The following is a 26970-nucleotide window of genomic DNA, read 5'->3' as shown; positions in this document are numbered from 1 at the left end:
CAATTAATTTTCTTTTGTGTCCAAAAATTGATCAATATCATCAAGATCAAAGCCCTTTCGATATAACAACTGCTTGGCTTTCTGACGTCGACTCATATCATTATACTTCTTATACTTATTCCAAGCCTTGTTACCCTCTTTAGCAAGTAACTCATTTTGATGATCGACATCACTTTGAAAGTCTAATTCACTAATGATTGTATCAATATAATCAAATGAGTATCCCTTTCGGTACAAAGCCGTCTTAGTTTTTTGCATCCGTTTGTTAAAGGGATATCGCTGATTATGAGCAAAGATTTTTTGGGCCTGCTTTTTACCATTTTTAAGCGTCATTTCGCTCGAATAATTAACTGAAATTGCCTCATTTATGTATTCATCTGCAATTCCCTTTTGTTTTAAATACCTTGAAACAGCCATGGGACCCTTATTCTGTTGTTCAACAATTCCTTTGACGTAGGTGTCAGCATAATGTTCATCATTAAGTAGATTAATCTGTTCTAGTTTTTCAACCGCTTCATCGACTGCTTCAAGGTTGTCTGAATATGATTTTAACTTATCTCTAACCTCTTTTTTTGAACGAGTCTGATACGAAATAAAATCAATAGCCTTATTATATAACTTTGAAACATCGTCCGCCGCCTTAATTTTGTCAATCTCACCTTGGCTTAACTCAGATCCCTTGAAGATCCCAAACTGAATCATCACTTCTTCACTCACAGGAAAAGCATAATGATCATTGACGTATACATTATATCTTCCCGGTCTTTTTTGCGAAGCAATTTTTGTGACCTTTAATTTATTTGCATTTTGCTTATCCATCAGCGCTAACTCCCATCAAATTAACAATTTGAAACTATTCTGATATACTTATTTGAAAACACTACAAAGGAAGTGGTTTCACTCATGCCAAAAGCACACGTGATTTACGCCACCATTACTGGTAATAACGAAGACGTTGCTGATATCGTCACCGAGGGACTTGAGGACCTCGGCGTAGATGTCGAAGAATCTGAAATTTCTCAAACCGACGCGGACGAACTTAAAGATACCGATATTATTGTTATATGTCCATACACTTACGACGAAGGAGCTCTCCCTGAAGAAGGGATGGACTTTTTTGAAGATTTAGATTCACTGAACCTAAAAGGAAAAGTTTTTGGAGTGGCTGGTTCTGGAGACGTTTTTTATCAAGAATATTATAACGTTGCCGTCGACGCATTTACCAAAGCTTTAAGGAAAACTAACGCTACTCAAGGAGCTAAAAGCGTCAAAATCAATCTTGAACCTGATGAAGATGACATCAAAGTTCTTGACCAGTTTTCTCGTGAACTGGTGAAATCCACCGAAAAATAATTTAGCAAAAAACATCACCACCTAATCCTGGGTGGTGTTTTTCTTTTTGGAACGAAATTTACGTGCACTAGAAATAATAGACCGAACGGATCCGTTTGTTGATTCAATGTTACCAGTAAAGTACTCTTGTACACTGGCATTAATAACGGCACCAAACATCAGCACGAGTCCAATAAAATATAACCACAACATCACTACTATAAAAGTTCCTAACGTCTTATAAGCGGTAATATTTCTAAAAAAGTACTCAATGATTAGCGAAAAAGCTTGTGACAAAATCATTAAACCAAGCACAGATATCGCTGATCCTAGAATTGTATAACGAATCTTGGTCTTAACACTTGGCACAAAATAGTACAAAAGCATCACAACTATGAAAGACCCAGAAATAATAAATGGAATTCGAATGGATGCCACCACTTGCGTTGCAATGGTTGAAAGATGCAGAATTGGTCTCAAGTACGTGATAATTTCTTGACCAAACCCTTGCAAAATCATTAAAACAATCAATAAGAGTACCAGTAAAAGCATCCATACAAATGAAATTAAACGATTCGTGATGGCATTCTGAGTGTCAGCTACTCCGTAAGTTCGGTTAACCGTTCGTTGAAATGCTGCCATCGCCTGACTAGCTGACCAAATTACCAGCAACAACCCAATCGATAAGCTACCACCACTATTATTATTATCAAAAGCTGACTTAATCATGGGCAAAAGCATCGTATAAATCGATGACGGAACCGCGGTTCTGATATACATTAAGATATCATTAGGATCTCCATGTAAAAGTTTAATGATGCTACCAATCATAATTAAAATTGGAAACAGTGATAAGAGGGAATAATACGCCAAGACGATGGCAGAATCAGAAACGTTTCCCATCTTAAAATGTTTCATAACTAACTTAACAAATGAAATTACTTTTTGATTTGTTTTTAGTTCCACAAGCTAGGACTCTCCTTTAAAAGTTGCCTCAATTGCAGATAAAATTTGCTTAGCTGCCGTTCCATCCCCATAAGGATTATGAGCATCAGCCATCTTTCGGTATTCATCTGGATTATCAAGTAAGTCCTCCATCGCATCTTTAATGGCCTTAGGATCAGTCCCAACTAATCTCAAAGTGCCCGCTTTAACTCCTTCGGGGCGTTCAGTCGATTCTCTAAGAACCAAAACGGGCTTTCCAAGTGAAGGAGCTTCTTCTTGAACCCCACCAGAGTCAGACATAATAAAATAACTCCGAGCAGCCATATTATGAAAATCAACCACATCTAAAGGTGCAATCAAATGGATACGAGAATCGCCCTTAAAAATCTGTTGGGCCATCTTTTGAACCACTGGATTAAGATGAACTGGATAAACCACATCCACATCAGGATGTGAATCAACAACTTGTTTAATTGCTTGAAACGTTCGTTTCATTGGTTCACCTAGATTTTCGCGCCGATGCATTGTAAGTAAGATGATCCGCTGTCCATCATCAATGTTATCTAAGATCGAATGATGATAATTATCACTCACCGTTTGATGAAGGGCATCAATGGCAGTATTCCCGGTAACAAAGATGTTTGACCCCAGATGATTCTCTTTTATTAAATTTTGCTTACTTAACTCCGTGGGTGCAAAGTACAAGTCAGCTAAAACATCCGTTAATTGACGATTCATTTCCTCTGGATATGGGGAATATTTATTATGAGTACGCAGCCCTGCTTCAACGTGACCTAACATTTTTTTATGATAAAAAGCAACCACTGAAGCGGCAAACGTACTCGTAGTATCACCATGAACTAGAATAATATCTGGATTAGTTTTAGAAATAATTGGACCTAACTTAGTGATCACAGAAACAGTAATATCTCCAAGTGTTTGATCATTCTTCATAATGTTTAAATTATAATCGGGGGTGATTTTGAAAATATCGAGAACTTGCTTAAGCATTTCACGATGTTGACCCGTGACCACTGTGATTGGTTTAAACTTGTTTCGATTTCGCTTCATCTCTAAAATAATTGGAGCCATCTTAATGGCCTCCGGTCGAGTTCCAAAAACAGTCATAACTTTAATTGGTCTGGTCACATTTAATCCCTCCCATTTGCCTAGTACCTTAAGTATATCAAAAGATTTACCCAATTCCGATGCCAAACCACTTTAAATAATGATAAAATGATATTAAACAATCTGTAAATAATTGGTAATGTATTTTTGAATTTAAAAGTTTAATTGCCAAGTACTAAGGAGTAATTAATTTTGGAAAAAATTAGTCTGATTGTTCCTTGTTATAATGAACAGGAATCAATTGAACTTTTCTACAAAACTGTGGAAAAGGTTTTTGCACAAATGAATAAAGACGGTGAAAAGTATGAGCCTGATTACCTTTTTATAAATGATGGATCAAGTGACAATACCTTTAAGATCATTAAAAATCTTCACGAAAAACATCCTGACACCGTTCACTTCATCTCATTTTCAAGAAACTTCGGGAAAGAAGCTGGAATGGCTGCTGGGCTAAGAAATGCCAAAGGCAATTACATTGCATTAATGGACGTTGATCTCCAAGATCCGCCGGAACTCCTTCCTAAAATGCTCAAAATTATTCAGACCCGGGACTATGATTGCGTTGGGTGTGTCCAAACAAGCAGAAAGCAAAATCCAGTTCGAGCTTTCTGTTCTTCGATGTTTTATAAGATCATCGATAAAATGTCAGACGTTAAAATTAAACCTAACGTTCGAGATTATCGTCTAATGTCTCGACGTTACGTCGATGCAGTAAATGAACTAACAGAATACAATCGATTCTCAAAAGGAATCTTTGCTTGGGTTGGTTTTAACACCAAATATTTAGAATATCAGGGGGTCCCTCGGGCTGCTGGAGAAACTCATTGGTCTTTCTCACAATTGGTAGAATACTCGATGGAAGGAATTATTGATTTCTCTGATGCCCCACTAACCTTTGCCACTTACGTTGGGATAATCTCATTTTTACTCTCACTCGTTGGGATTGCTTTTGTCGTTATCAGGGCATTATTCTTTGGAGGAGCCGTATCTGGTTGGCCTTCTTTAGTATCAATTATTCTCCTAATCGGTGGAATCCAACTCTTCTGTTTGGGCATTCTAGGAAAATACATTGGAAAAATTTATTTAGAAACGAAACACCGTCCTCAGTACATCATTAAGGACGAAGCATAGTTTAACTGGTAGCCACCTATAAATTATAGGTGGCTTTTTTATACAAAAAAGACTTCACATAAAGTGAAGTCTTTTTGAATTTATTAACTAACTTAGAACATTCCCAGAATTCCATTCAGAATCAAGACCATTATTAGCCCCACAACTGAAATCACGGTTTCTAACACCGTCCAAATTGAGAAAGTTTGTTTCATAGTTAAGTCAAAGTATTCTTTGAACATCCAGAATCCGGCATCATTAACGTGTGATGCGGCAAGTGATCCAGCACCAATGGCTAAGGCCATCATTACTGGGTTAACGTTCAATGAAGACATCAGTGGCATAACAAGTCCGGCAGCAGTCATTCCAGCCACCGTAGCTGAACCTAGCGATACACGAAGAATAACGGCAACTAACCAGCCAAGGATGATTGGAGATAGTGATGAGTGCATCATGATGTTCTTAACGGCATCACCAACACCACCATCAATCAAGACTTGCTTGAAGGCACCACCACCACCAATAACCAATAGAAGCATGGCAATTGATTTAACGGAGGCTTCAATACTCTTAGAAACGTCACTCATTTTCTTACCACGATGGAAGCCCATTGACCAGATGGCAAATACTAAAGCGATTACCATGGCAATCATTGGGTTACCTAACATCGAGATAATAGCATCAAATCCTGATGGCTTAGCAACTGCTTTCCCGCCATGGAAAACTAACTGGTAAATGGTATTAACCGCCATGAAAATAGCTGGTAATAATGAAGTTAAAACCGAAAGACCAAAACTAGGAGTTTCATCTAATTTGTATTCTTTAACTTCACCAAAAGCTGGCAGGCTCTTCTTGACTACGAACGCGCTCGGAACAAACTTCTCAGCAAACTTCGTAAAGACAGGACCCGCAATTAAAACAGCTGGAATTGCAACAATGATACCAAAGAGCAATACCTCACCAATATTAGCGCCCAAGGCTGTGGCAACAGCAGTTGGAGCAGGTTGTGGTGGTAAGAATCCCTGGGTTGCTGACAATGCAGCCGCCATTGGAATTCCTAGATAAACAAATGGTACATCGGCTTCAAGGGCAACCGCGAAGACGATTGGGGTAAGTAATACCAATCCAACTTCGAAGAACAATGACATTCCGATAATGAACGAAGCAATTACGATCGCAATCTGTAATCGCTTCTTTCCAAATTTGTCGATCAGCGTCTTGGCGATTCGATACGAACCACCAGAATCAGAAACCAAACGACCGATCATGGCACCGAATCCGAAGACGATGGCCAATTCACCTAATGTACTACCAATACCAGTCTTAATGGCATCGGCAATTGATGCTGGGTTCATTCCTAATCCAAGCGCAACTAAAATAGCTGTGATGATCAAGGAAACAAAAGTATTTAGCTTAAGTTTGATGATCATGAAAAGGAGAAGTGCGATTCCTAAAATCAACACTATGAAGGGCATGTATGACATTTCTTTTCCTCTTTCCAATTATTAAATTAAAACAACGCTATAAATTAATTGTATACGGTTTCATGCCAGTTTTCAACACCATCTTTTAAAATTAAGCTTTAAAATAGCACTAGCCACCTCTTCTTTTACTTAATAAAACTAGTAATGACTCCTCCGATAATGACGAAAATCATTCCAATGGTAATATATAAAAGTTCTCTTTTAGTTTTGTGTTCGTGTAAAAAGATGATTCCACCAAAGGTTGATATGACAACACACATTTGCGAAATCGTAAATCCAGTTGCTACTCCATTTAATTCGGTTGAAATCAAATAGGTTAAAGCACCAAATCCAAACAAGAAACCACTGATAATATTTTTATAGGTAGCCACTTCTTTAAACGGATTAACCTTGGTTTTAAATATTATAAAGCAGGCAAAGATAGTTCCCATCACGACCATTCCAATGGTTTGAGGGAGAAACGCTGCCCATCCATTAGTATTAGCAACTTTTGGGAATGCCGAATAGCCAACATACCCAAAAGTTCCGACGATTAAAACTAAAATACCCTTTCTAATATTAACCTGTTGCTTTTCTTCCTCAGTTTTTGGTGCTAACGTTCTGTCTTTTTTGGTAGTTAGTAAAACACCCAAAATAATTAAAATAATCGATCCGAATCCAGCTAACTTTGGAATCAAACCCGCCCATTCACCAAAAACAATTACTCCAGTTAATGAATTGCCAATCAACTGAAGACCAGTTGACACTGGCATGGACAACGAAACTCCCATCAGTGAAAATGCAGTGTACTGAGTATATTGTCCAATTGCCCATGCCATCCCAGACAGAAGACAAAGCCAAAAAACTTCTTTTGAAATCACTGGTTGCTTAATGAAATAGACAATAACAGCAATTAAAATGGCTCCATATGTAGAACCCATTAGTTGATTAATTGGCTTTCCACCTAGCAAACCGATTGAAATTGGTAAGATACCCCAAGCAATAGCTGGTAATAATGCAATTAAAATATTCAAACTTAATCCCCCGAATTAAAATAATTTCTAACCATTCTCTTCAAGTTCAATATACTACCTTTTAAATCAAACCGATATTCAAAGTCACAAAAAAAGGACACCAAATGTGTCCTTTTTTGAAAAGATAAAATTTTAAATAAAACTTGTAATGACACCACCAAGAATGACACAAATCATTCCAAGTGTGACAAATACTAGTTCTTTCTTTGTCTTGTGTTCGTGAAGAATTATAATTCCACCAAAGGTTGAAATGACAACACACATCTGTGAAATCGTAAATCCAGTGGCCACTCCGTTTAATTCAGTCGAGATTAGATAGAAGAAGGCACCAAATCCGAACAAAAATCCGGTAATAATGTTTTTATATGAAACAGCTTGTTTAAACGGATTAACCTTGGTTTTATAAGCACTAATAATAACAAAGATCGTTCCCATGATGACCATCCCGATCGTCTGGGGCAGAAAGGCTGACCAACCATTGGTATTAGCAATCCTTGGAAAATCAGAGTAACCGATATATCCAAACATGCCAATTACTAACAGAATTAAACCATTCCGAGTATGCTGAGCGGCATTCTCTTCAGCCGTCTTGGGTTCATTACTGCCATTGTCTTTCAAAGTTGTTAGTAAGACCCCAATGATAATCAAAATAATTGATCCAAAACCAGCTAGCTTGGGAATTAAGCCAGCCCATTCACCAAAGAAGATTACTCCGGTAACTGAAGTACCAACTAACTGCAAACCAGTTGAAATTGGCATCGTTCGTGATACACCAATTTGAGTAAAGGCCATGTACTGAGTCATTTGACCAACTGCCCAAGCCATCCCTGAAAGTAAACACCACCAAAAGTCCTGCATGGTGATCACTGGCTGTTTAAAAATAAACACAAGGATGGCAATAATTAACGCTCCATATGTAGTTCCCATCAACTGATTAACTGGTTTACCACCGATTAACCCAGTTGCAATAGGAAGAAGACCCCAACCTAACGCTGGGAGTAAAGCAATTAAGATATTCAATATAATTTCCTCCTAAAATATAAATCCGTGTAGAACACATTATAATCGCCCATAAGCCCAAAAATCAATTAATTAATTATTATCAGCAACATTTGCCCAAATAAAAAACACCTCATTTAGATGAAGTGTTTTAGCGCATATAAATGACCCCACTCAGACTCGAACTGAGATCGACCGCTTAGGAGGCGGTTGCCCTATCCAGTTGTGCTATGGGGCCAAAAACATTTTCTATTCTCTCACGAATAAAAAATTTAGTAAAGAACCAAACTAATGGTGATTTTTATGACTACTTGGTTTACCCTTATCTTTTTGTTTTCGTTTTCGGTGTTTATTCTTTTTTGGTTTAGCCTGGATAGCTTCGTGCACCTGTCTTTTTTTAGTCAGTGCCTGTTGTTTGATTTCTTTTTGATGCTCTAACTGTGAGTCATCAATGTGATCAACGATCTCCCCATTGAAATAATAAATTGGTTTTAATTCATATTCACTATTATCTAAAACGTGCTTTAAATCGCGAAGATCATGGTCATCTCCAAAATTAATTACTAACCCTGGCTCACCCATTCGACCTGTTCGACCAACACGATGAATGTAGGTATTCGATTCATTTGGCAAATCATAATTAATCACAGCTGGTAATTTTGCAATGTCAAGTCCCCTTGCAGCCACGTCAGTCGTTAATAATAATTTAATTCTTCCCAAACGAAAATCATCCAGCGCCTTTTTGCGGCTCTGTTTACTTTCACCTGCGGCTAATTTTTGTACCTTGCCATTTCCCTCGTGTTTGAAGAAATTAAAAGCCCGATTAAGCGTATCAGTCTGATTAAAAAATACTAATGCTTTAAAACCTTGCATTTTAGATAACCGGTTTAACATTTCATTTCGCTTGGCTCGTGAGATTTGAAAGAGGCCATGGGTTACCTTACCCCTGGTTTGATCAATATCCCTAACGTCAATTATGTCGGCACTTTTACCCATTTTTTCCTTTAGATGATACAAAACATCAGTGTCTGTAGCAGAAAAGTAGGCAGCCTGAGCATCTCTTGGAACTGCAGCAATAATATTTTTAACCTGATCTAAAGAAGTATCGTTGAGCAAATCATCAGCTTCGTCAATGACCACTGTTTCAGCGTCATTAACCTTTAATTTTCGTTCATTAATCAAGCTAAGAATTCTTCCGGGAGTTCCCACAACAATCTCTGGATGTTTTTTTAACTGTTCCTGTTGCCGTTTAACGTTTGCTCCACCAATCAATGGCAAAATTTTCACTTTAAAAGGAACCGCCCAATCTCTAATCACACCTGCCACTTGCATAGCAAGTTCTTGAGTAGGTTCGATCACAATGACCTGTGTGCCAACACCTGGCATCGAATTAGCCAAAATCGGCATTGTAAACGCCACGGTCTTGCCAGAACCAGTTGGTGATAGTGCGACAATGTCATTTTCACCCTCAATCATCGGTGCATAGACTGCTTTTTGGATTGGGGTCTGTTTTTCATATCCTAATTTTTCAAAACGCTTAACAAATTGTTCGAGCACACTATTCTCCTATTTGTAAATAATGAATTCCAGCACTATCAGCAAGACGTCCCATTAAAGCATTAACTTTCTGCATTAAATTCAGTCCTCCAACGTATCGATTTTCGTAAACAGGATTCCCTGGATGATTTATGACTTCAGCAAAATCATTTGCTTCTGGAATCATCGGATTGTCGGTATAAAGAGGAGAAATCTCACTTTCTTTACCCTCATTCATTAATTTAGCTGCCGTAAACTCACCAGCATTATCAATTAAGACCGTTTGCTTTCCACAGTAGATCTCTGATTGTTGATACGAAGTAGTAACCTTACTAAAGTTTAAAGTAACATCAAAAGTACCATAGTTTAAAACAGCGACTCCACCACCATCAGCTCCGGTTTCAATGAATTTAGGATAGTACATCTGTGTTCTTGGTAATCCAAATAGAGCAACGGCATCATACACAGGATAAACTCCGAGGTCTTCCAAGGCTCCGCCACCAAATTGAAGGTTAAAGACATTCGGAACTTCACCCTTAAGAACCTTATCGTATCGAGAAGAATATTTGCTAAAAGTAAATTCTGCCCCATCAATTTTAATATCATCAATTTGATCTTGAACCGCTTTAAAAGCAGGCATGTGAATGTTCCGTGCTGCTTCCATTAAGCGAGCTTTGGGATGTTGCTTTAACGTGTCGATGGCAGACTGGAATTGATATGGTCCAATAAAAGCAGGCTTTTCAACAATGACATTCTTGTCATGCTTAAGTGCTTCAATGACTTGTTGATAGTGAATGGCATTTGGTGAAGCAATATAAACGGTGTCGAATTTGTCAGATTCAAAGAAAACCTGTAAATCATCAAAAATGTTGTCACAATCATTTGGCTGAGCAAATTTCCGCGCCGTATCTAATTTTCTTGAATAAACAGCGTTCAACTTATACTTGCCAGTACTAACAGCAGCATCAACAAACTTTTGTGTGATCCAGTTAGTTCCAATTATTCCTAATTTAATCATTATAATTCTCCCATTGTACTTCTTCATTATTCACAATATTTACCTGACCTAGATACTGATTCCACTGCTTCTGGTTCCCATTAAAAGCTACGGAATCAAAGCTTCCCTTCTGCCCATCAATGTTTAAATGATCGGAAGAATTCATGTTGATAAAGCGCACGTGCGGTTTCTTTGCATCGCTTTCACTATTTAACCAAAAAGCGGCATGTGGAATTGATCTAAATTCTCGGTACATCTTCTCGTTAGTATTAATAATAACAGGTCGATCGTATCTCTGGTACAAAAACTGAACGAATTCATTAATCCGTTTCTTTTGTTGCTTTAAATTCACGTTGTTTTCATCATACGGATAGTAATATTGAACTTGAATGACGATTGGAAGCGTCCCGGTATTATCTTTGACTTGAGTTATAAAATTACTCTCCTGGTCCTCAATACTACTCTTAAATCCATAGGTATGATAAACCCCAATCTTTAAACCAGATCCCTGACTGCGATTGTAATTATTGTCAAAATTATCGTCAGCAAAGCTTGCTCCTTGAGTAGAACGAATGTACACGAACTTTTGGCCTTTCTGTTTAAGTGCCGTAAAATCGATGTACCCATCGTCTTGATTTACCGTCACACCCTGAACTGGATACTTTTTCAAAAGTAATTCGCGATCACGATTTTTATGAGCAAAGTACATCCAAATGGAAATAACGATAACTAGTAGCAGTACACTAACCAGTCCAATTAATGCCCACCTAGTTAATTTTTCTTTTCTTGCTTTTTTTCGAAGGTTGGACCGGTTAATCTCAGTCATTTGGACCTCCTCAATCATTTCTTATAATTAGTATAATTATAAATCAATATTATCACTATTTATTGATATTCGCTTGAATTCAAACGTTGATTTCAATATAATGAAAGCGTTATAAGTAGTATAATTTTTTTACTCGATCACTTAATAAAGTTGGCATGAAATCTGTCATAGAGTGCATCAACTAGCATGGAAGGGAAAGATTATAATGGAAAACGTAATTGGGGTCGACATCGGAACTACAAGTGTCAAAACCGTTTTATACGATGACAAAGGTGAAGTTAAAGGTTATTCAAACGATGGATATACTTTGTATCAAGACACTGCCGACATGGCAGAAGAAGATCCAGAGGAGATTTTCTCAGCGATGATTCAAGGTCTACAAAATGTTCTTAAAAAAGTAGACCCTAAAAGAGACACCATCAAGGGAGTTTCATATTCGTGTGCGATGCACAGTTTGATCCTCTTGGATGAGAACCACAAGCCACTCACCCGCGCAATCACTTGGGCAGATAATCGTGCCGTTGAATACGCAGATAAATTAAAAGAAAACGGCATTGGAATGGAACTTTACAAAAAGACTGGTGTTCCAACTCATCCAATGACACCACTTGTAAAGGCCATGTGGCTCAGAAATGAAAAACCTGAATTGTTTAAAAAAGCCCGTTATTTTGTTGGTGTTAAAGAATACATCAACTATAAATTATTTGGGGTTCTAAAAGAAGACTATTCGATCGCTAATGCAACTGGCCTATTCAATATTTTTGACATGGACTGGGACGATGAAGCCTTAAAAGTTGCTGGCATCAAGCGTGATCAACTGCCTGAATTAGTAGACACCACTTATCAATTAAAGGGCTTAAACGAAGAATACGCCAATAAAATTGGAATTGATAAAGATACACCATTTATCATTGGTGCTTCTGACGGTCCTCTGGCTAACTTAGGGGTAGACGCCATTAAACCTGGTGTAGTAGCTGTCACAATTGGAACTTCTGGTGCCGTTCGTGTCGTTAACGACAAGCCAACGATTGATCCTAAGGGCCGTGTATTCTGTTACTACCTAGCTAAGAATATGTGGGTTGTCGGTGGACCCGTTAATAACGGTGGAATTGTCTTCCGTTGGGTTCGTGACCAACTCTGCTTGCCAGAAAAAGTCACTGCCGAACAGATGAACATTGATGCTTACGATCTTCTAACTGAGATTGCTTCTAAGATTCCAGCAGGATCCGAAGGGTTAATCTTCTTGCCGTTCTTGGGTGGTGAAAGAGCTCCAATCTGGGATGCCGACGCTCGTGGAACATACTTCGGTTTGACCAGAAAACACACTCGTGCCCACATGATTCGATCTGCTCTTGAAGGAATCGTGTATAACCTCTACACCGTTATGTTAGCCCTTGAAGAAGTTGTTGGCGAACCAAAGAGTATTCAAGCAACTGGTGGTTTTGCTCGTTCAGAACTTTGGCGCCAAATGTTAGCCGACATCTTTGAACAAGACGTCAACATCCCAGAAAGCTTCGAAGGTACGGCTCTTGGAGCTGCTACCCTTGGAATGTACAGTTTAGGCATGATTGACAGCCTTTACGACGTCAGCAAGTTTGTTGGGGTTACCAATACTCATAAACCAAATCCAAAGAATTACCAAGCTTATCGTGAATTGATCCCAATTTACATTCGTCTAAGTCGTCATCTTCAACCAGAATACAAGAACATTGCTAATTACCAACGTGAACATGAAAATGATTGGAAAACCGGTCCAAAAGACGAAGACTAAATCAATATCACTAAAAAGCATCCAATTGGATGCTTTTTTATTTTATGTACTGACTTCGATTTGGCCCCATGCTATAATTAACCATTACGCAAAAAGGAGTGGATCAAATGCCTCAAAGCAACTTAAAGAAAAACATTGGAATCGGTGCTGCCCTGTCAACTGTCATGGGAACCGTGATCGGTGCTGGAGTCTTTTTCAAAACTGCCAGTGTCGTATCTAATACTCATTCTGTCACTCTCACCATCCTAGCATGGATCATTGGTGGCCTTTTAACAATTTGTGGTGGACTAACGGTTTCAGAATTGGCTGCGGCCATTCCTAAAACTGGAGGAACCATTCAATACTTAAAATATACTTATGGACCGCTAACTGGATTCCTACTGGGATGGGCCGAAATCCTTGTGTATTTTCCGGCCAACTTAGCGGCTCTCTCAATTGTTTTCTCCACTCAACTAATTAATTTGTTTCACTTATCAACATCACTCTCAATTACCATTGCAATTATTTGTGCATTAAGTGTTACGTTAATTAACCTTTTAGGATCAAAAGTGGCCGGAAGAGTCCAATCTTTGACACTAATTGTCAAATTAATTCCTATCTTTATCATTGTAATTGCTGGACTATTACTCCCGGGTCACGTTGACGTATCTTTTTGGCCTCCAATCCAGAACCATGGCTCCACTAACCTATTAACTGCTTTTGGTGGCGGATTACTGGCCACAATGTTTGCCTACGATGGATGGATCAACATCGGAAGCATCGCCGGCGAAATGAAAAATCCCCAAAAGGACCTTCCTAAGGCCATTATTTTGGGTTTAACTTTTATTATGATCATCTACGTTTTGGTAAACTGGGTTTTCTTAAAAAATATGCCACTTGACCAAATTGCAGGAAACCAAAACACCGCCTATGAAGTTGCTATGAAACTATTTGGTGGCATTGGCGGAAAATTAGTGACCATTGGCATTTTAATTTCCGTTTATGGCGCTATGAATGGTTACATCTTAACCGGGATCAGAGTTCCGTATGCAATGGGTAAAGACGATCAATTACCATTTAGTAAATACTTTGCAAAACTTTCTAAACACACTGCTACTCCCTATATTTCGGGATTATTTATGTTTATGATCGCTGTCATTATGATTTTCATGGGTAGTTTTGATATGCTAACTGACATGTTAGTTTTCGTGATGTGGATATTTAACTGCCTTTTGTTCGTTGCTTTATTCATTTTAAGAAAACGTGAACCGGAGTTGGTTCGCCCATACAAAGTACCTTGGTATCCAATTGTCCCAATTCTCGCACTAGCCGGGGGAATCTTTATCTTAGTTTCAACGATCCTGACCCAAACCGTTTTGGCTATCATTGGTATCATAGCCACTTTAATCGGAATTCCAGTTTATTACTGGCATAAAATGATGAAAAACAAAACTTCAACTGAAAAATAAAAAGAATCTAGCTCGCTAGATTCTTTTTATTTACTCTTTTCCAACACCGTTACACTTTCAACATGCGGTGTTTGCGGAAATTGATCCACTGGTTGAATTGGTTGTTTAATTTCATAGCCACCATCAATTAAAGCCTGACAATCCCGTACAAGAGTAGCAGGATTACATGAAACATATACTAATCGTTCTGGCTTCATCTCTAAGACACTAGCAATAAAGGTTGGATCAAGGCCCTTTCTTGGCGGATCAACTACCACGACATCTGGTCGAATGTCCTGCTCTGCCCACTTCTTCATCTGGTCCTCAGCCTTTGCAACCACAAAGCTAACATTATCAATATGATTTAATTTAGCGTTCTTTCGGGCATCTTCAATTGCCTCAGCAACTACATCAACTCCGTACACATGCTTAACTTTTGGTGCCATTGCCAGTGAAATTGTCCCAATCCCGCAATACGCATCAACCACCACATCATTTTTCGATAATTGCGCCTTATCGATGGCCAAAGAATAAAGTTTTTCAGTCTGAACCGGATTAACCTGGTAAAACGACATTGGTGAAATCAAAAACTTGGTGTTTAAGAGTTCATCCTTGATGTAAGCTTTACCTGATAACAGGATGTTCGTGTCCCCCATCAGTCGATTCCCGTGAGAATCATTAACATTTTGAATTAAACTATCTAAATCAGGCAACTGATCATTAATGGATTTAATAATTTCATCTTTATGTGGCAAGTTTTTACCATTGGTAACCAAAACTACCATCATCTCGCCGGTTGCTTTTCCATAACGGACCATAATATTCCTGATACAACCCTTGTGAGTTCCCTCATTGTAAGCACTAACATGATAATCTCGTAAAACATCCCTAACTTTAATAATGGCTTCATCGATGTGAGGATCTTGAATGTAAAAATCTTCAATTGGAATTAAATCATGACTGTGGCGCCGATAAAAACCCGTTTCCAATTGACCATTCATCTTCCTAACCGGAATCTGAGCCTTATTTCGGTATTTTGATGGATTATCCATTCCAATTGTTTGAGCAACAGCAACGTTTAAATGAGCCTTCTTAAACAATTCCTCAATCTGATGTTGTTTAAACTCTAATTGTTTTGGATATGCAAGGTGTTGTAATGGAGCAATCCCAGACTGCGTATACCGTCGATCAATTGCTTGAACTCGATTGGGACTTGGTTCGATAATCTTTTCTAATTTTCCAAAGGCCAAGTTCTTTTTAACTTTAATCACCCTGATCTGGACTTTCTCACCTGGAAGAGCATCCTCAATGAAAATCGGAAAATCGGAAACCTTACCAACCCCCATTCCCTGGTAAGTCAAATCAATCACGTTTACCGTGAGGTCTTGGTTTTTCTGTACTGGAGCTTCTTTTTTAGCGCTCATTTGTTCTCCTTACTAAAAAGTTTTGCCGTTACACGGCAAAACTTATTTTTTACTATCAGATGGAAGTTCATCGACTTTTCTGACAAACTTCTTTTCAACATTTTTGACCTGAGGAGCGACACTAGCCGACTCACTGATATCATCAGTCTTAAGGTTGGAATAAATACTAATTCGCTGCTTTAGATCGACAAACTTCATCGGAGCATCACCACCGTATTCGCCATCAAGATTAATCTGTAAGCGACTATCATCCCCAGGAAAAGCCTCAAATGTATTGGTCTTTTTGTATATAATCCTAGGATCATCAATGTGCCGACCGCCATTAAACGCTTTAGCAATTAATTGCAACATTTCAACTAAATTACCGGTTTTAACAATAATCATGGTAAATTTACCATCATCCATGGTTGCGTTTGGAACAATTTGTTCAAAACCACCCACTGAATTAGTCATGGCTAAAAAAAACATTGAAGCCTTCCCACGATATTCTCCACCATCATACTTTAATAACATCGGAACTGGCTTCACATTTGGCAACATTTCTGCTCCCTTTACCAGGTATGCAAGATACCCAAAAATAGTCTTTAAATCAGAAGGAACATTGTAAGTTAATTCTGTCATAAACCCACCAGCCGCAATATTAATGAAATAATTAGTCACTTCATCATTGTATGCTTTACCAACGTCCATCTTTGAAACATTGCCCTTAGTGATCACTTTAGCAGCTTCAACGTAATCATCTCGAGGAATGTGCAATGCACGCGCAAAATCATTGGTAGTTCCAGCGGGAATGATTCCTAATTGTGGTCGATAATCACGTGGAGCAATGCCATTAATTACTTCATTGATGGTCCCATCTCCACCTGCCGCAATGATGAGATCAAATCCCTCTTCAGATGCACGGGCGGCTTCATCACGTGCTGAATGTGGTTTGGGGGTGGTCGCAAAAGCACTGGCTTCATATCCACCATTCTCCAAAACATCCAAAATATTAACCAACTGCGGTTTTAACATTTCACGTCCAGACGTTGGATTGTAAATTACTCGTGCTTTTTTGACCATTCTTACATCACCCTATTTATCTAAAGAACCTTTCAATAATTTGTTTACAACTTGCGGATTAGCTTGTCCATGAGTTTGTTTCATAATTTGTCCAACCAAATACCCAACAGCTCGATCTTTACCATTATGATAATCATCAACTGACTGTTGATTATCTTTTAAGACCCCATCAATAATTGGTTGCAGTTTTTTAGGATCAGATAATTGGACCAGTCCTTTTTCTTCAACGAATTTCTTTGGATCTTGCCCCTTAGTAACTGCCTTAAATACTTTTTTAGCCATTTTACTTGAGATGGTATCGTCCATAATCATTTTAATCATGGTAGCCATCGCTTCAGGCGTGATTTTGGTGTCTTCCAAGTTAGCTTGATTATCGTTCAAGTACGCATTGACGTTATCTTGAAGGTAGTTAGCGGCTAATTTAGGATCAGCACCTAATTTAACCATTTTATCATAAAAATCAGACATTTCTTTGGTCTGAGTGATAACCATTGCATCATAATCAGTGATCCCTAATTCATTAACGTAACGATTACGACGTTTGATAGGCATCTCAGGCATGGATTCTTTTAATTCATTAATCCATTCATCAGAAATACTCAAAGTTGGAAGATCTGGTTCTGGGAAGTAACGATAATCATCTTTTCCCTCTTTGACACGCATTAACTCAGTTTTACCAGTAGATTCATCAAAACGACGACTCTCAGAATTAATCTGACCGCCGGACATCAACACCTGTTGTTGACGTTGTTCTTCGTACTCAAGTGATTTTCTGACATGATTAAATGAATTTAAGTTCTTTAATTCAATCTTTTGACCCAATTCTTTACTACCAATGGGTCGAACTGAGATATTAACATCAACCCGCATTGACCCTTCTTCCATCTTGACATCAGAAATTCCGGTAAATTGAATCCGTTGTCTTAATCCTTCCAGATAATCATATGCCTGTTGCGGAGTTGTCATCTCAGGCTTAGAGACAATTTCAATAAGCGGAGTCCCCTGACGGTTTAAGTCAACGTAAGAATATTTTTGTTCATGGGTATTCTTACCAGCGTCTTCTTCAATATGCATCTCTTCGATTCCAATTTTTTTCTTACCATTTTCTGTCTCGACTTCAATCCATCCGTTTCTAGCAGTGGGTCTCTCGTTTTGAGTAATCTGATACCCCTTCGGATTATCCGGGTAGAAATAATTTTTACGATCAAAATGAGGGTGCTTTTCAATATGAGCATGTAAAGCCAGAGCCGCAGTGATACCATCCGCAACGACCTGTTTGTTAACGACTGGGAGCGTTCCAGGATAGCCCCAGTCAATCACGTTAGTATTACTATTGGGCTTGTCTCCGAACTGTGCAGCAGATGGACTATAAATTTTTGAATTAGTTTTAAGCTCAACGTGGACTTCTAGACCAATGGTCGTTTCAAAATTCATGACTATTTACCTCCCATCTTTGGTGTTTGCTTGTGAAAATCAGTATTCTGTTCAAAAGCGTATCCTGCTTTATAAATGGTACTCTCATCAAACGGTTTCCCCATTAATTGCATTCCGATTGGCAAACCATTACTGGATCCAGCAATTTGAGACATAGCAGGAACTCCAGCCATATTGGCTGGGATCGTCAAAATATCATTCATATACATTTCAATGGGATCTTGATCTTCTACTCCAATTGTAAAGGCAGTAACTCGAGATGTTGGACTCAAAATTAAATCATGGTCAGCAAAAACCTTTTTAAAATCATTGATGATTAAAGTCCGAATTTTAGCAGCCTGTTTGTAATATTTATCAACATTATCGTAAGAAAGCGATAATGTCCCTAGCATAATCCGTCGCTTAACCTCATCCCCAAACCCTTCTGATCGTGATTTAACGTACAATTCATCAAGTGTTTGAGCATCTGATGCTCGATATCCATAACGAATTCCATCGAATCTTTCTAGGTTAGAAGATGCTTCAGCGGTTTGAAGCGCATTATAAGCAATAACGCCATATTTAGAATTAGGCATCGAAACCCAGTCCACCTTTGCACCTAATTTTTTAAACGTTTCTGCGGCATTTTTGATTGCTTTTGAAACATCAGGAGATAACTTATTAACGTATTCCTTGGGAATGCCAATTCTCATCCCCTCGACCCCATCTTTAATGTGTTCGGTGAAATCCGGAACTTCCTGTTTTGAACTAGTTGAATCGTGTTCGTCATGACCTGAAATTGCGTTTAAAACCAGAGCATTGTCAAAGACACTTCTAGTAAGAGGTCCGATTTGATCAAAACTTGAAGCCATCGCAATAAGTCCAAAACGTGATACTCGCCCATAGGTTGGCTTCATTCCAACAATTCCCGTGAATGAAGCTGGTTGTCTAATTGAACCTCCGGTATCTGATCCAAGTGCAACTGGAACTTCACCGGAAGCAACTGCGGCAGCCGAACCACCGGACGAACCGCCAGGAACTTTGCTATAATCCCACGGATTGTGAGTGGTTTTAAGGGCTGAATTTTCAGTTGAACTTCCCATTGCAAATTCATCCATGTTGGTTTTACCAACGTTAATGGTACCAGCATTAGAAAGTTTCTTGGCCACCGTTGCATCATAAATTGAAGTGAAATTTTCTAGCATTTTTGAAGATGCAGTAGTTGGTAATTCTTTAGTAACGATGTTATCTTTCAAAGCTAACGGAATCCCATCTAAAATATTATTAGGATCAATCCCACGTTCATCAATGGCTTTAGCATTTTCAAGCGCTTTATCATTTAGATTATTAAAAGCATCAATGTTTTGGTCAGTAGTTTTGATGTTGTCCATGGTCTCTTTTACTAAGTCAACGGCCGAAATTTCCTTATTTACCAACATCTGGTGAAGTGAACGCAAATCCTTATCTAAATAGTTCATTATTATTCATCCTCACTTTCGTCAATAATTACTGGAACTTTAATTAAGTCATCTTGAATATCAGGAGCATTCTTTAACAAAGCATCTTGTTCGTGCCAATCTTCTGCCACGTCTTTTCTAGTAACGTCAATTCGATCCGTTACCGTATAAGTGGGCTCAACACCCGATGTATCAACTTTTTCAAGTGTATCCAACATTTTCAACAAATCATTTAATTGTTGGGTGAATTCAGGTAATTCATCCTTTTTTAATTCAAGCTTAGCTAACCCAGCAATATGTTGGGTTTGTTCTTCCGTAATCTTATCAGCCATTTTATCCCCTCTTTTACTAAATCACTAAATCTTAATAGCTATTAAACACATGCGAACTGAAGGACTTTCCTCCCGCATTTCGGTTCAAATAACTTTGAATTCCATCAGTTGATTTTACGGTAATATCAATTGGTACACTGCCAGGAAGATATTTTTGAGCAGCATTCTGTAGGTATTGAGTAAAACTGATGATTTCAGTTTGACTATAAAATTGAGTTGTAATGTTAATGTGCATGCCTTGAAGTTGCTTCCCCTTGTATTGAGCCTGTGCGGTAATCCCACTCAAGTTAGGGAAGAAATTTTGAACCTGTGACTTAAATTGATTAAAAGCAGATAAATCATTCGTATTAGGTCCCTTAGAACTATTAGCAATCGGGAACACATATGATTTTTCATTAATTGGTTTCCATGAGTTTACAGACGTCGTGCCCGGATTGTTAACCGATGAGGCAAAGAAATTACCACCAGTCAAACTATCGTTTGGAGCTTGCTTGTACAATGCAATCACGATTGGAATATTCTTTAATTCTTTATTCTGTCTCAATCGTTTAAGGATCGTGTTAGCCATCTCCTTACCTTGTTTCTCAACCACATCATCGGGGATCTTCTGTTGATACTGGCTCCCATACTTCTGTTTAGTGTAGTAGTACACTGAATTGATCCCAAGGCCAATGGTCATACCCTTCATGGTCATTTTATTACCATTTGGAACTAAGAAGTCTTGTTCATCCATTTGTTGCAAGTACATTGGGGTTACTTTTCCCTTTTGTTGCGATGGATTTAGTCCCTCCGGGTTTTGCTTTGACTTACGGTCAAGCCACTTCTCGGCAGTGTCAGTAGAGATGTATTGTCCCTCCTGAAAAACATACTTATCAGTCGAAAAATTCTGCTTGGAAATTCCAAGCAAACCGTTCTGAAACCCTTTCAAGTTAAACTGATTATCATTTTGTTGAATATCAACTCCACGCGATTTACTGGTTTGATAATGTCCATCCTTAATAACACTCTGATAATTCTTACCACCAGTTTCCCCGGTTAATTGTGTATTCTTATTATTTGTATTAGTGGTACTCTTGTTAGTACTCCCACAAGCTACTAACATTAACGCACTAGCCGCCACCATTAAAATTACTTTTAAGCGTCTCAACTTAAATTCCTCCGACTTCTTATCATTCTTTTTGCATTTCATTTTTAAAATGATCTTCATCCCAAACCGGAACCGAAAGAGATTGAGCTTTGGTTAGCTTACTACCTGCATCCTCTCCCGCAATTACTAGGTCGGTATTTTTAGAAACACTACTTGTGACATCCGCTCCATGGTTTTCAAGCCATTCACTGGCTTGACCCCTAGTTAAATCAACCAACTTTCCGGTCAATACAACTCGTTTACCATTGAAAAAGTTATCTGGTTGTACTATCTCTTCATTATTTACATAGTCCATATTAACACCAACATCAACGAGTTCGCCAATTAATTCTCTACTATCAGCGTTTTCAAAATAAGTATGAACACTATCAGCAATAACTTGACCAATGGTGTCAATTGAGGCGATTTCTTCGACACTTGATTTCATGAGAGCATCCATGGTTTTAAAGTGGGCAGCAATTAATCGCGCTGCTTTAGCACCGACGTGTCTGATGCCTAATCCAAAAAGCAATCTTTCAAGTGAATTGCTCCGACTACTATCAATGGCAGAAAGTAAATTGTTAGCAGACTTGTCACCAAACTTATCAAGAGTGAGTAGTTCATCATAACTAAGGTGATACAAGCTGGCCACATCCGAGACCATTTTTTTATCAAACAACTGCTTCACAATCTTAGGACCCAAACCATCAATATCCATTGCATTTCTAGAAGCAAAATGATTAATTTGTTCCACCAGCTGTGCTGGACACTTCGGATTAATACAACGTAAGGCAACCTCACCATCTAAGTGGACTAATTTAGCACCACATGAAGGACATCGATCTGGGATAACATATGGCTTAGAATCTTTTGGCCTTAAATCAGGAAGATACCTTTCAACCTCCGGAATAATGTCGCCAGCTTTATACAAAACAACTGTATCATCGACACGGATATCTTTTTTCTCAATATAATCAGGATTATGAAGTGACGCTCTTGAAACGGTAGTACCGGCCAATTGCACTGGATCCATGATTGCGGTAGGAGTTACCACTCCCGTTCTTCCAACGGTCCACTCAATCTTTTTAATTTTAGTATGAACTTCTTCTGGCGGAAACTTGTAAGCGATCGCCCACTTCGGGACTTTAACCGTATGCCCAATTTCCATTTGTAAAGGAAGCGAATTGGTCTTAATCACAATGCCATCGATACCAAAGGTGAGATTATCTCTTGCTGCTGAATACTTTTTAATGTAAGCATCAATCTGATCCATATTGTCAGCCACTTGATAATGCTCATTGATGGTAAAGCCTAATTCTTTTAGTTCCTCTAAAAGTCCACTTTGAGTGGTAGCCTTTAAATCGTCATAATTAGCAACGTTATACATAAAAGTACTTAAGTGGCGATCCTTAGTAACTTTTGGATCCAATTGTCGAAGACTCCCGGCAGCAGCATTTCTCGGATTAGCAAACGTTGGTTTTCCGTCATCTTGTCGTCGTTCATTTAACTTTAAAAAGGCTTCTTTTCCCATATAACATTCGCCACGTACTTCAATATCAATGGGTCGACTTAATTTTTTAGGGATTGATGGGATGGTTTTTAAATTTTCAGTGATATCCTCACCAATTTGTCCATTTCCCCTAGTCGATCCCTGCACGAACACCCCATGCTCATAACGAAGTGAAATAGCTAGTCCATCGATCTTCAACTCACAATTATACTCAGTATCTTGAGGATAGTTGTGCTTGAGTCGAATCACAAAATCCTTAAGCTCTTGGGGTGAAAATACGTCACCTAGTGAAAGCATTGGAATCTCGTGATTGACCTTTGTAAATTCATTCGAAGTTGCCCCACCAACGTGCTGAGTCGGTGAATCAGGAGTGATAATTGCTGGAAACTTAGCTTCCAGATCCTGCAAGCGAGCATAGTTTCGATCATATTCCGCATCTTCTACGGTTGGCTGATCCTGTTCATAGTACTGTTTTCCCCACTTAATTAACTTTGGTCTCAGTTCTGAGGCCTCTTTTTTTGCTTCACTTTCATTAACCTGATCCATTGGAATCTTAAACAATCTTAACACTCCCTTACTAAGCTATTGAATTTTTGATATGGGTGCAAATGCAGCTAATAGACGTTTAATTCCTTTTTCTGGAAAGGCAATGTCAAGTTCCATATCTTCACCAGTTCCATTAATTTTAACAACAGTTCCAGTTCCCCACGCCTTGTGTTTGACTTTATCACCAATATTCCATGCCTTCTTGTCAGCACCAGTTCCTTTAGGCTTTTCGACTCGTTTGTTAGGTCGATGATATGGTTCACTAAAGGCTCGATTGGTTCGTTTATTATACTCACTACTGGTGTCAAATGGAGTTTTAGGTCCATTCGGAATTGAACTTTCATTATCAAGGACATCCGAATTAATTTCATCCATAAATCGTGACTCGGGATTATTTTGCATTCTCCCATATAACATTCGTGAATATGCATTTGTCATATAGAGTTTGGTCTGAGCCCGCGTAATTCCCACATAGGCTAACCGTCGTTCTTCTTCTAACTCACTTTCCTTTTCAGTAGCTCGACTAAGAGGAAAAATTCCTTCTTCCATCCCAACCATAAAGACGACCGGAAATTCAAGTCCCTTAGCAGCATGCAAAGTCATTAAAGTCACCTGTTTGGCCGATTCATCAACATCGTCTTGAGCCGATACAAGGGCCAGATCCGCCAAAAAATCTGTCAAACGACTATCACTACTACCAGTCTGTTCATCATACTTTAAATCAGAATCTTTTGTGACAGAAAGAAATTCTTCAATATTCTCAATCCGTGTCTGTGACTCCAGTGAATTGGTTTTCTTTAGATCAGCCATATATCCAGATTGATCCAAAAGTGCTTCGGTAATTTCCGTAACGGTCATATCCTTTTGCTTTTTTTGAACGTTTGATATGACATTAGCAAAATTAGCAATGGCATTTCGAGCACGACTGGAGATATTATTGGCCAAGTCAACATTTTGAGATGCTTCTAGTAGACTCCATCCATTATCTGCTGCAAACATTCTCAACTTTTCCACACTCGAACTGCCAATTCCACGCTTAGGAACGTTAACAACCCGTTCAAAACTTAATGAATCACTGGGATTAGCAATGAGAGTCAAATACGAAAGAATGTCCCGGATTTCCTTACGGTCGTAGAATTTATGCCCACCAACCATCGTGTACGGAATATTTGATTTCAAGAAGGTCTCTTCGATTACACGCGACTGGGCATTCGTCCGGTACAAGACCGCAAAATCATTATAAGAATAATGATGTTTACTGACCTCATCTTTAATCTTAGACACCACGTAATGGGCCTCACTAGCCTCACTTTGAGCACGATAGTACGTTACCTTTTCGCCAGTATCATTTTCCGTCCACAAATTCTTATCTTTTCTCTCGGCATTGTTTTGAATAACGTCGTTTGCGGCACTTAAAATATTCTTAGTTGAACGATAATTCTGTTCCAGTTTCACAACGTGTGCATTTTTATAGTCATTTTCAAAATCCAAGATATTATTCATGTTAGCACCACGCCAACCATAAATGCTCTGATCAGCGTCACCCACTACACACAAATTTTGATACTTTTTGGCAAGCATTGATACTAATTTATACTGTGCTTCATTGGTATCCTGATATTCATCGACATGGATGTAATGAAACTTATCTTGATAATAATTCAAAACCTCTGGATATTGTTTAAACAATCTAATCGTAAGCATAATCAAATCATCAAAATCGACAGCTTGATTTTCTTGAAGTCGCTTTTGATATTCGAAATATACCTGTGAAACCACTTCTTCAAATGGACTGTTAGCTGAATGTGACTTTTGATAATCTCGTGGAGTCTGTAAATTATTCTTAGCGTTTGAAATGGCACTTAAAATAGCCCTTGGATCATTCTTTTTCGGGTCTAGATCTAAGTCTTTTAAAATTCGTTTTACAAGGGTCTTTTGTTCTCCTGAATCAGTGATAGAAAAAGCACGATTATAACCTAATTTATCAATGTCACGTCTCAAGATTCTCACGCCAAGTGCGTGAAAAGTTGATACCCAAACATCGTCACCACCGACGCCAAGTAATTTACTAACACGTTCCTTCATTTCGCGAGCAGCTTTGTTGGTAAATGTAATCGCCAAAATATTCCATGGCATCACACCTTTTTTCTCAATTAGATAAGCAATTCGATGAGTGAGCACCCTGGTCTTACCACTTCCAGCACCAGCCATAATCAAAAGTGGACCTTCAGTTTGTTCTACCGCCTCTTGTTGCTTATCGTTCATTGTCTTTAGTAGGTCTGTCTTTGACACGTTAACCAATCCTCTCGCTTTGTAAATCCATCATTAATTATAGCAAAATAGAGCCGACAAATTGCCGACTCTTCAATTTTAATAACATTTAATTTTTGGTCCAAATTCCTGTATTCACAATTCGATTAAACGTCTCTTCGACCGAATTGGTTGGAATTAAAATCACTCCAACCACATCATCATCACGTGCATTACTGTGATAATTAAAATAAAATTGCCAGTTTGGTTGAAGGATTCGTTGTCTAAGAACCTGTTCATATTGCTTTTTCGTAAACAAACGAGCAACCACATCACTAATCTTATTAATCTTAGCTAATGGCAACCCTGAAATGGCCCGAAGATGTTGATCATACTCGCTGATATCAGTAGCTAAATTAAACAAAAAACCGGCATTATTAACGGTTGGATCAATGTTTGTAACGTAAATGTTTTGATCAGCCGTTACACCGAACGATACCTCAAATGAACCAACGTATTTAACATTTTTGCCAATTTGATTAACAATTCTAATCATTTCGTTAATAACGTTAGAATCTGTTTTGGAAGTATCAGTACTTACCGTTTGGAGCATGTTCCCTAAATAACTGGTTTTAACGGCGGGAAATTGTTGTAAATCTTCTTTTACTGATTTAGTAGCAATAATTGCGTATTCGAAACGGTAAGGAACGTAAGATTCCAGTATATATGGACCCCTTTTTAACATATCAGAAGCAAGTGCAATATCATTTGATTCGTTAATAACTAGTTGTTGGTTATTAGTCATGTGTCGCTGAATTGGCTTTAAAATTGCAGGATATCCAATTGAATCAATTGCTTGATAGATATCTTCCAAGTTAATAATAGTGACGTATGGTGACGTATTGACGTTAATTTGATCAAAAAAGGCCCTTTCCATCACACGGTCCTGACTAATCTCTAAAAGGGATTCGCCTTGAGGAACATAAGTATACTTTTCGATTTCACTAATAACCTGAGGATCAATGTCATTTGAAACGTATGTAACTAAATCACACTTCTCAGAAAATTCCCTTAAAGTATCAACATCATTAACGTCACCTGTAAATGCGTAATCAGATTGTCTAGCGATCTCGCTATCTGAATTAGAACTATAGGTGGCGATTTTTAATCCCGCGTCGCGGGCCACGTTAACTAGTTGCGTACTACTAAAATAGTCACCAATAATTCCAATTGTGCTTCCTGGGTAGAGTAATACTGAATCCATAGTTTAACCTCCAATAAA

The 26970-nt window shown here is 38.3% G+C and carries 22 protein-coding genes and 1 tRNA gene; 4 read left to right on the top strand and 19 right to left on the bottom strand.

The window, feature by feature from the left end; genetic code table 11:
• Positions 1-3 precede the first annotated feature (3 nt).
• A complete protein-coding gene (gene recX, locus AC6UDF_RS01925) occupies positions 4-819 on the bottom strand; it encodes a recombination regulator RecX (protein ID WP_500693588.1) in 816 nt (271 codons plus the stop codon).
• A gap of 84 nt (positions 820-903) precedes the next feature.
• Between recX and AC6UDF_RS01920 the strand changes: the two genes are divergently transcribed.
• Complete coding sequence (locus AC6UDF_RS01920) at positions 904-1353, top strand: flavodoxin (protein WP_500693587.1); 450 nt, start codon at positions 904-906, stop codon at positions 1351-1353.
• 21 nt (positions 1354-1374) lie between these two features.
• Here AC6UDF_RS01920 and AC6UDF_RS01915 read toward each other — a convergent pair whose 3' ends face one another.
• Positions 1375-2298 carry a YihY/virulence factor BrkB family protein gene (locus AC6UDF_RS01915; RefSeq protein WP_500693586.1) on the bottom strand — a complete coding sequence of 308 codons (924 nt, stop codon included), beginning with the start codon at positions 2296-2298 and terminating at the stop codon, positions 1375-1377.
• Between the two features lie 3 nt (positions 2299-2301).
• Positions 2302-3405 carry a non-hydrolyzing UDP-N-acetylglucosamine 2-epimerase gene (gene wecB / locus AC6UDF_RS01910; protein WP_500723786.1) on the bottom strand — a complete coding sequence of 368 codons (1104 nt, stop codon included), beginning with the start codon at positions 3403-3405 and terminating at the stop codon, positions 2302-2304.
• A 192-nt stretch (positions 3406-3597) separates the two neighbouring features.
• Here wecB and AC6UDF_RS01905 point away from each other — a divergent pair, with 192 nt between their 5' ends.
• On the top strand, positions 3598-4536 hold the full coding sequence (locus AC6UDF_RS01905; protein ID WP_500693585.1) for a glycosyltransferase family 2 protein: 939 nt from the start codon (positions 3598-3600) through the stop codon (positions 4534-4536).
• Between the two features lie 92 nt (positions 4537-4628).
• Here AC6UDF_RS01905 and AC6UDF_RS01900 read toward each other — a convergent pair whose 3' ends face one another.
• The 7 genes from AC6UDF_RS01900 to AC6UDF_RS01870 form a co-directional block, all read right to left on the bottom strand.
• A complete protein-coding gene (locus AC6UDF_RS01900; RefSeq protein WP_500693612.1) occupies positions 4629-5990 on the bottom strand; it encodes a gluconate:H+ symporter in 1362 nt (453 codons plus the stop codon).
• 134 nt (positions 5991-6124) lie between these two features.
• Positions 6125-7012, bottom strand: a complete 888-nt coding sequence (locus tag AC6UDF_RS01895; RefSeq protein WP_500693584.1) for a GRP family sugar transporter — start codon at positions 7010-7012, stop codon at positions 6125-6127.
• 132 nt (positions 7013-7144) lie between these two features.
• Complete coding sequence (locus tag AC6UDF_RS01890; protein WP_500693583.1) at positions 7145-8032, bottom strand: GRP family sugar transporter; 888 nt, start codon at positions 8030-8032, stop codon at positions 7145-7147.
• A 144-nt stretch (positions 8033-8176) separates the two neighbouring features.
• Positions 8177-8249 (bottom strand) — tRNA-Arg (locus AC6UDF_RS01885).
• 50 nt (positions 8250-8299) lie between these two features.
• Positions 8300-9568 carry a DEAD/DEAH box helicase gene (locus AC6UDF_RS01880; RefSeq protein ID WP_500693582.1) on the bottom strand — a complete coding sequence of 423 codons (1269 nt, stop codon included), beginning with the start codon at positions 9566-9568 and terminating at the stop codon, positions 8300-8302.
• Between the two features lies 1 nt (position 9569).
• On the bottom strand, positions 9570-10565 hold the full coding sequence (locus AC6UDF_RS01875) for a Gfo/Idh/MocA family protein (protein WP_500693581.1): 996 nt from the start codon (positions 10563-10565) through the stop codon (positions 9570-9572).
• Positions 10558-11370, bottom strand: a complete 813-nt coding sequence (locus AC6UDF_RS01870; protein WP_500693580.1) for a GH25 family lysozyme — start codon at positions 11368-11370, stop codon at positions 10558-10560. Before AC6UDF_RS01870 ends, AC6UDF_RS01875 begins: the two co-directional genes overlap by 8 nt.
• Positions 11371-11575: 205 nt before the next feature.
• On the opposite strand from AC6UDF_RS01870, the gene gntK reads away from it, so the two are divergent.
• Together gntK and AC6UDF_RS01860 are read left to right on the top strand one after the other, a co-directional pair.
• A complete protein-coding gene (gntK, locus tag AC6UDF_RS01865; RefSeq protein ID WP_500693579.1) occupies positions 11576-13141 on the top strand; it encodes a gluconokinase in 1566 nt (521 codons plus the stop codon).
• Positions 13142-13248: 107 nt separating this feature from the next.
• Complete coding sequence (locus AC6UDF_RS01860) at positions 13249-14589, top strand: APC family permease (protein ID WP_500693578.1); 1341 nt, start codon at positions 13249-13251, stop codon at positions 14587-14589.
• 26 nt (positions 14590-14615) lie between these two features.
• On the opposite strand, the gene rlmD is transcribed toward AC6UDF_RS01860, so the two are convergent.
• From rlmD to AC6UDF_RS01815, 9 genes are all read right to left on the bottom strand, one after another.
• A complete protein-coding gene (rlmD, locus tag AC6UDF_RS01855; RefSeq protein WP_500723780.1) occupies positions 14616-15992 on the bottom strand; it encodes a 23S rRNA (uracil(1939)-C(5))-methyltransferase RlmD in 1377 nt (458 codons plus the stop codon).
• Positions 15993-16034: 42 nt separating this feature from the next.
• Positions 16035-17054, bottom strand: a complete 1020-nt coding sequence (locus AC6UDF_RS01850) for a diacylglycerol kinase (protein ID WP_500693576.1) — start codon at positions 17052-17054, stop codon at positions 16035-16037.
• A 12-nt stretch (positions 17055-17066) separates the two neighbouring features.
• The gene (gatB, locus tag AC6UDF_RS01845) at positions 17067-18488 is read right to left on the bottom strand and encodes an Asp-tRNA(Asn)/Glu-tRNA(Gln) amidotransferase subunit GatB (protein WP_500693575.1); all 1422 of its coding nucleotides are present in this window, start codon (positions 18486-18488) and stop codon (positions 17067-17069) included.
• 2 nt (positions 18489-18490) lie between these two features.
• Positions 18491-19945 carry an Asp-tRNA(Asn)/Glu-tRNA(Gln) amidotransferase subunit GatA gene (gene gatA, locus AC6UDF_RS01840; protein WP_500693574.1) on the bottom strand — a complete coding sequence of 485 codons (1455 nt, stop codon included), beginning with the start codon at positions 19943-19945 and terminating at the stop codon, positions 18491-18493.
• Between the two features lie 2 nt (positions 19946-19947).
• A complete protein-coding gene (gene gatC, locus AC6UDF_RS01835) occupies positions 19948-20256 on the bottom strand; it encodes an Asp-tRNA(Asn)/Glu-tRNA(Gln) amidotransferase subunit GatC (protein ID WP_500693573.1) in 309 nt (102 codons plus the stop codon).
• A 31-nt stretch (positions 20257-20287) separates the two neighbouring features.
• A complete protein-coding gene (locus AC6UDF_RS01830; RefSeq protein WP_500723777.1) occupies positions 20288-21445 on the bottom strand; it encodes a CamS family sex pheromone protein in 1158 nt (385 codons plus the stop codon).
• Positions 21426-23444 (bottom strand): NAD-dependent DNA ligase LigA, encoded by a 2019-nt coding sequence (gene ligA, locus AC6UDF_RS01825; RefSeq protein ID WP_500693611.1) that lies wholly within the window; start codon positions 23442-23444, stop codon positions 21426-21428. Before ligA ends, AC6UDF_RS01830 begins: the two co-directional genes overlap by 20 nt.
• Before the next feature lie 30 nt (positions 23445-23474).
• Entirely contained in the window at positions 23475-25730 is a 2256-nt protein-coding gene (pcrA, locus tag AC6UDF_RS01820) for a DNA helicase PcrA (protein ID WP_500723775.1), read from the bottom strand.
• Positions 25731-25818: 88 nt separating this feature from the next.
• The gene (locus tag AC6UDF_RS01815) at positions 25819-26952 is read right to left on the bottom strand and encodes an ATP-grasp domain-containing protein (protein ID WP_500693570.1); all 1134 of its coding nucleotides are present in this window, start codon (positions 26950-26952) and stop codon (positions 25819-25821) included.
• Between the last annotated feature and the right edge of the window lie 18 nt (positions 26953-26970).

The organism is Fructilactobacillus sp. X2R6C1 (assembly GCF_059901295.1).
Note: the sequence above shows the minus strand (reverse complement) of the source record. Positions and strands in the feature narration are given on the sequence as shown.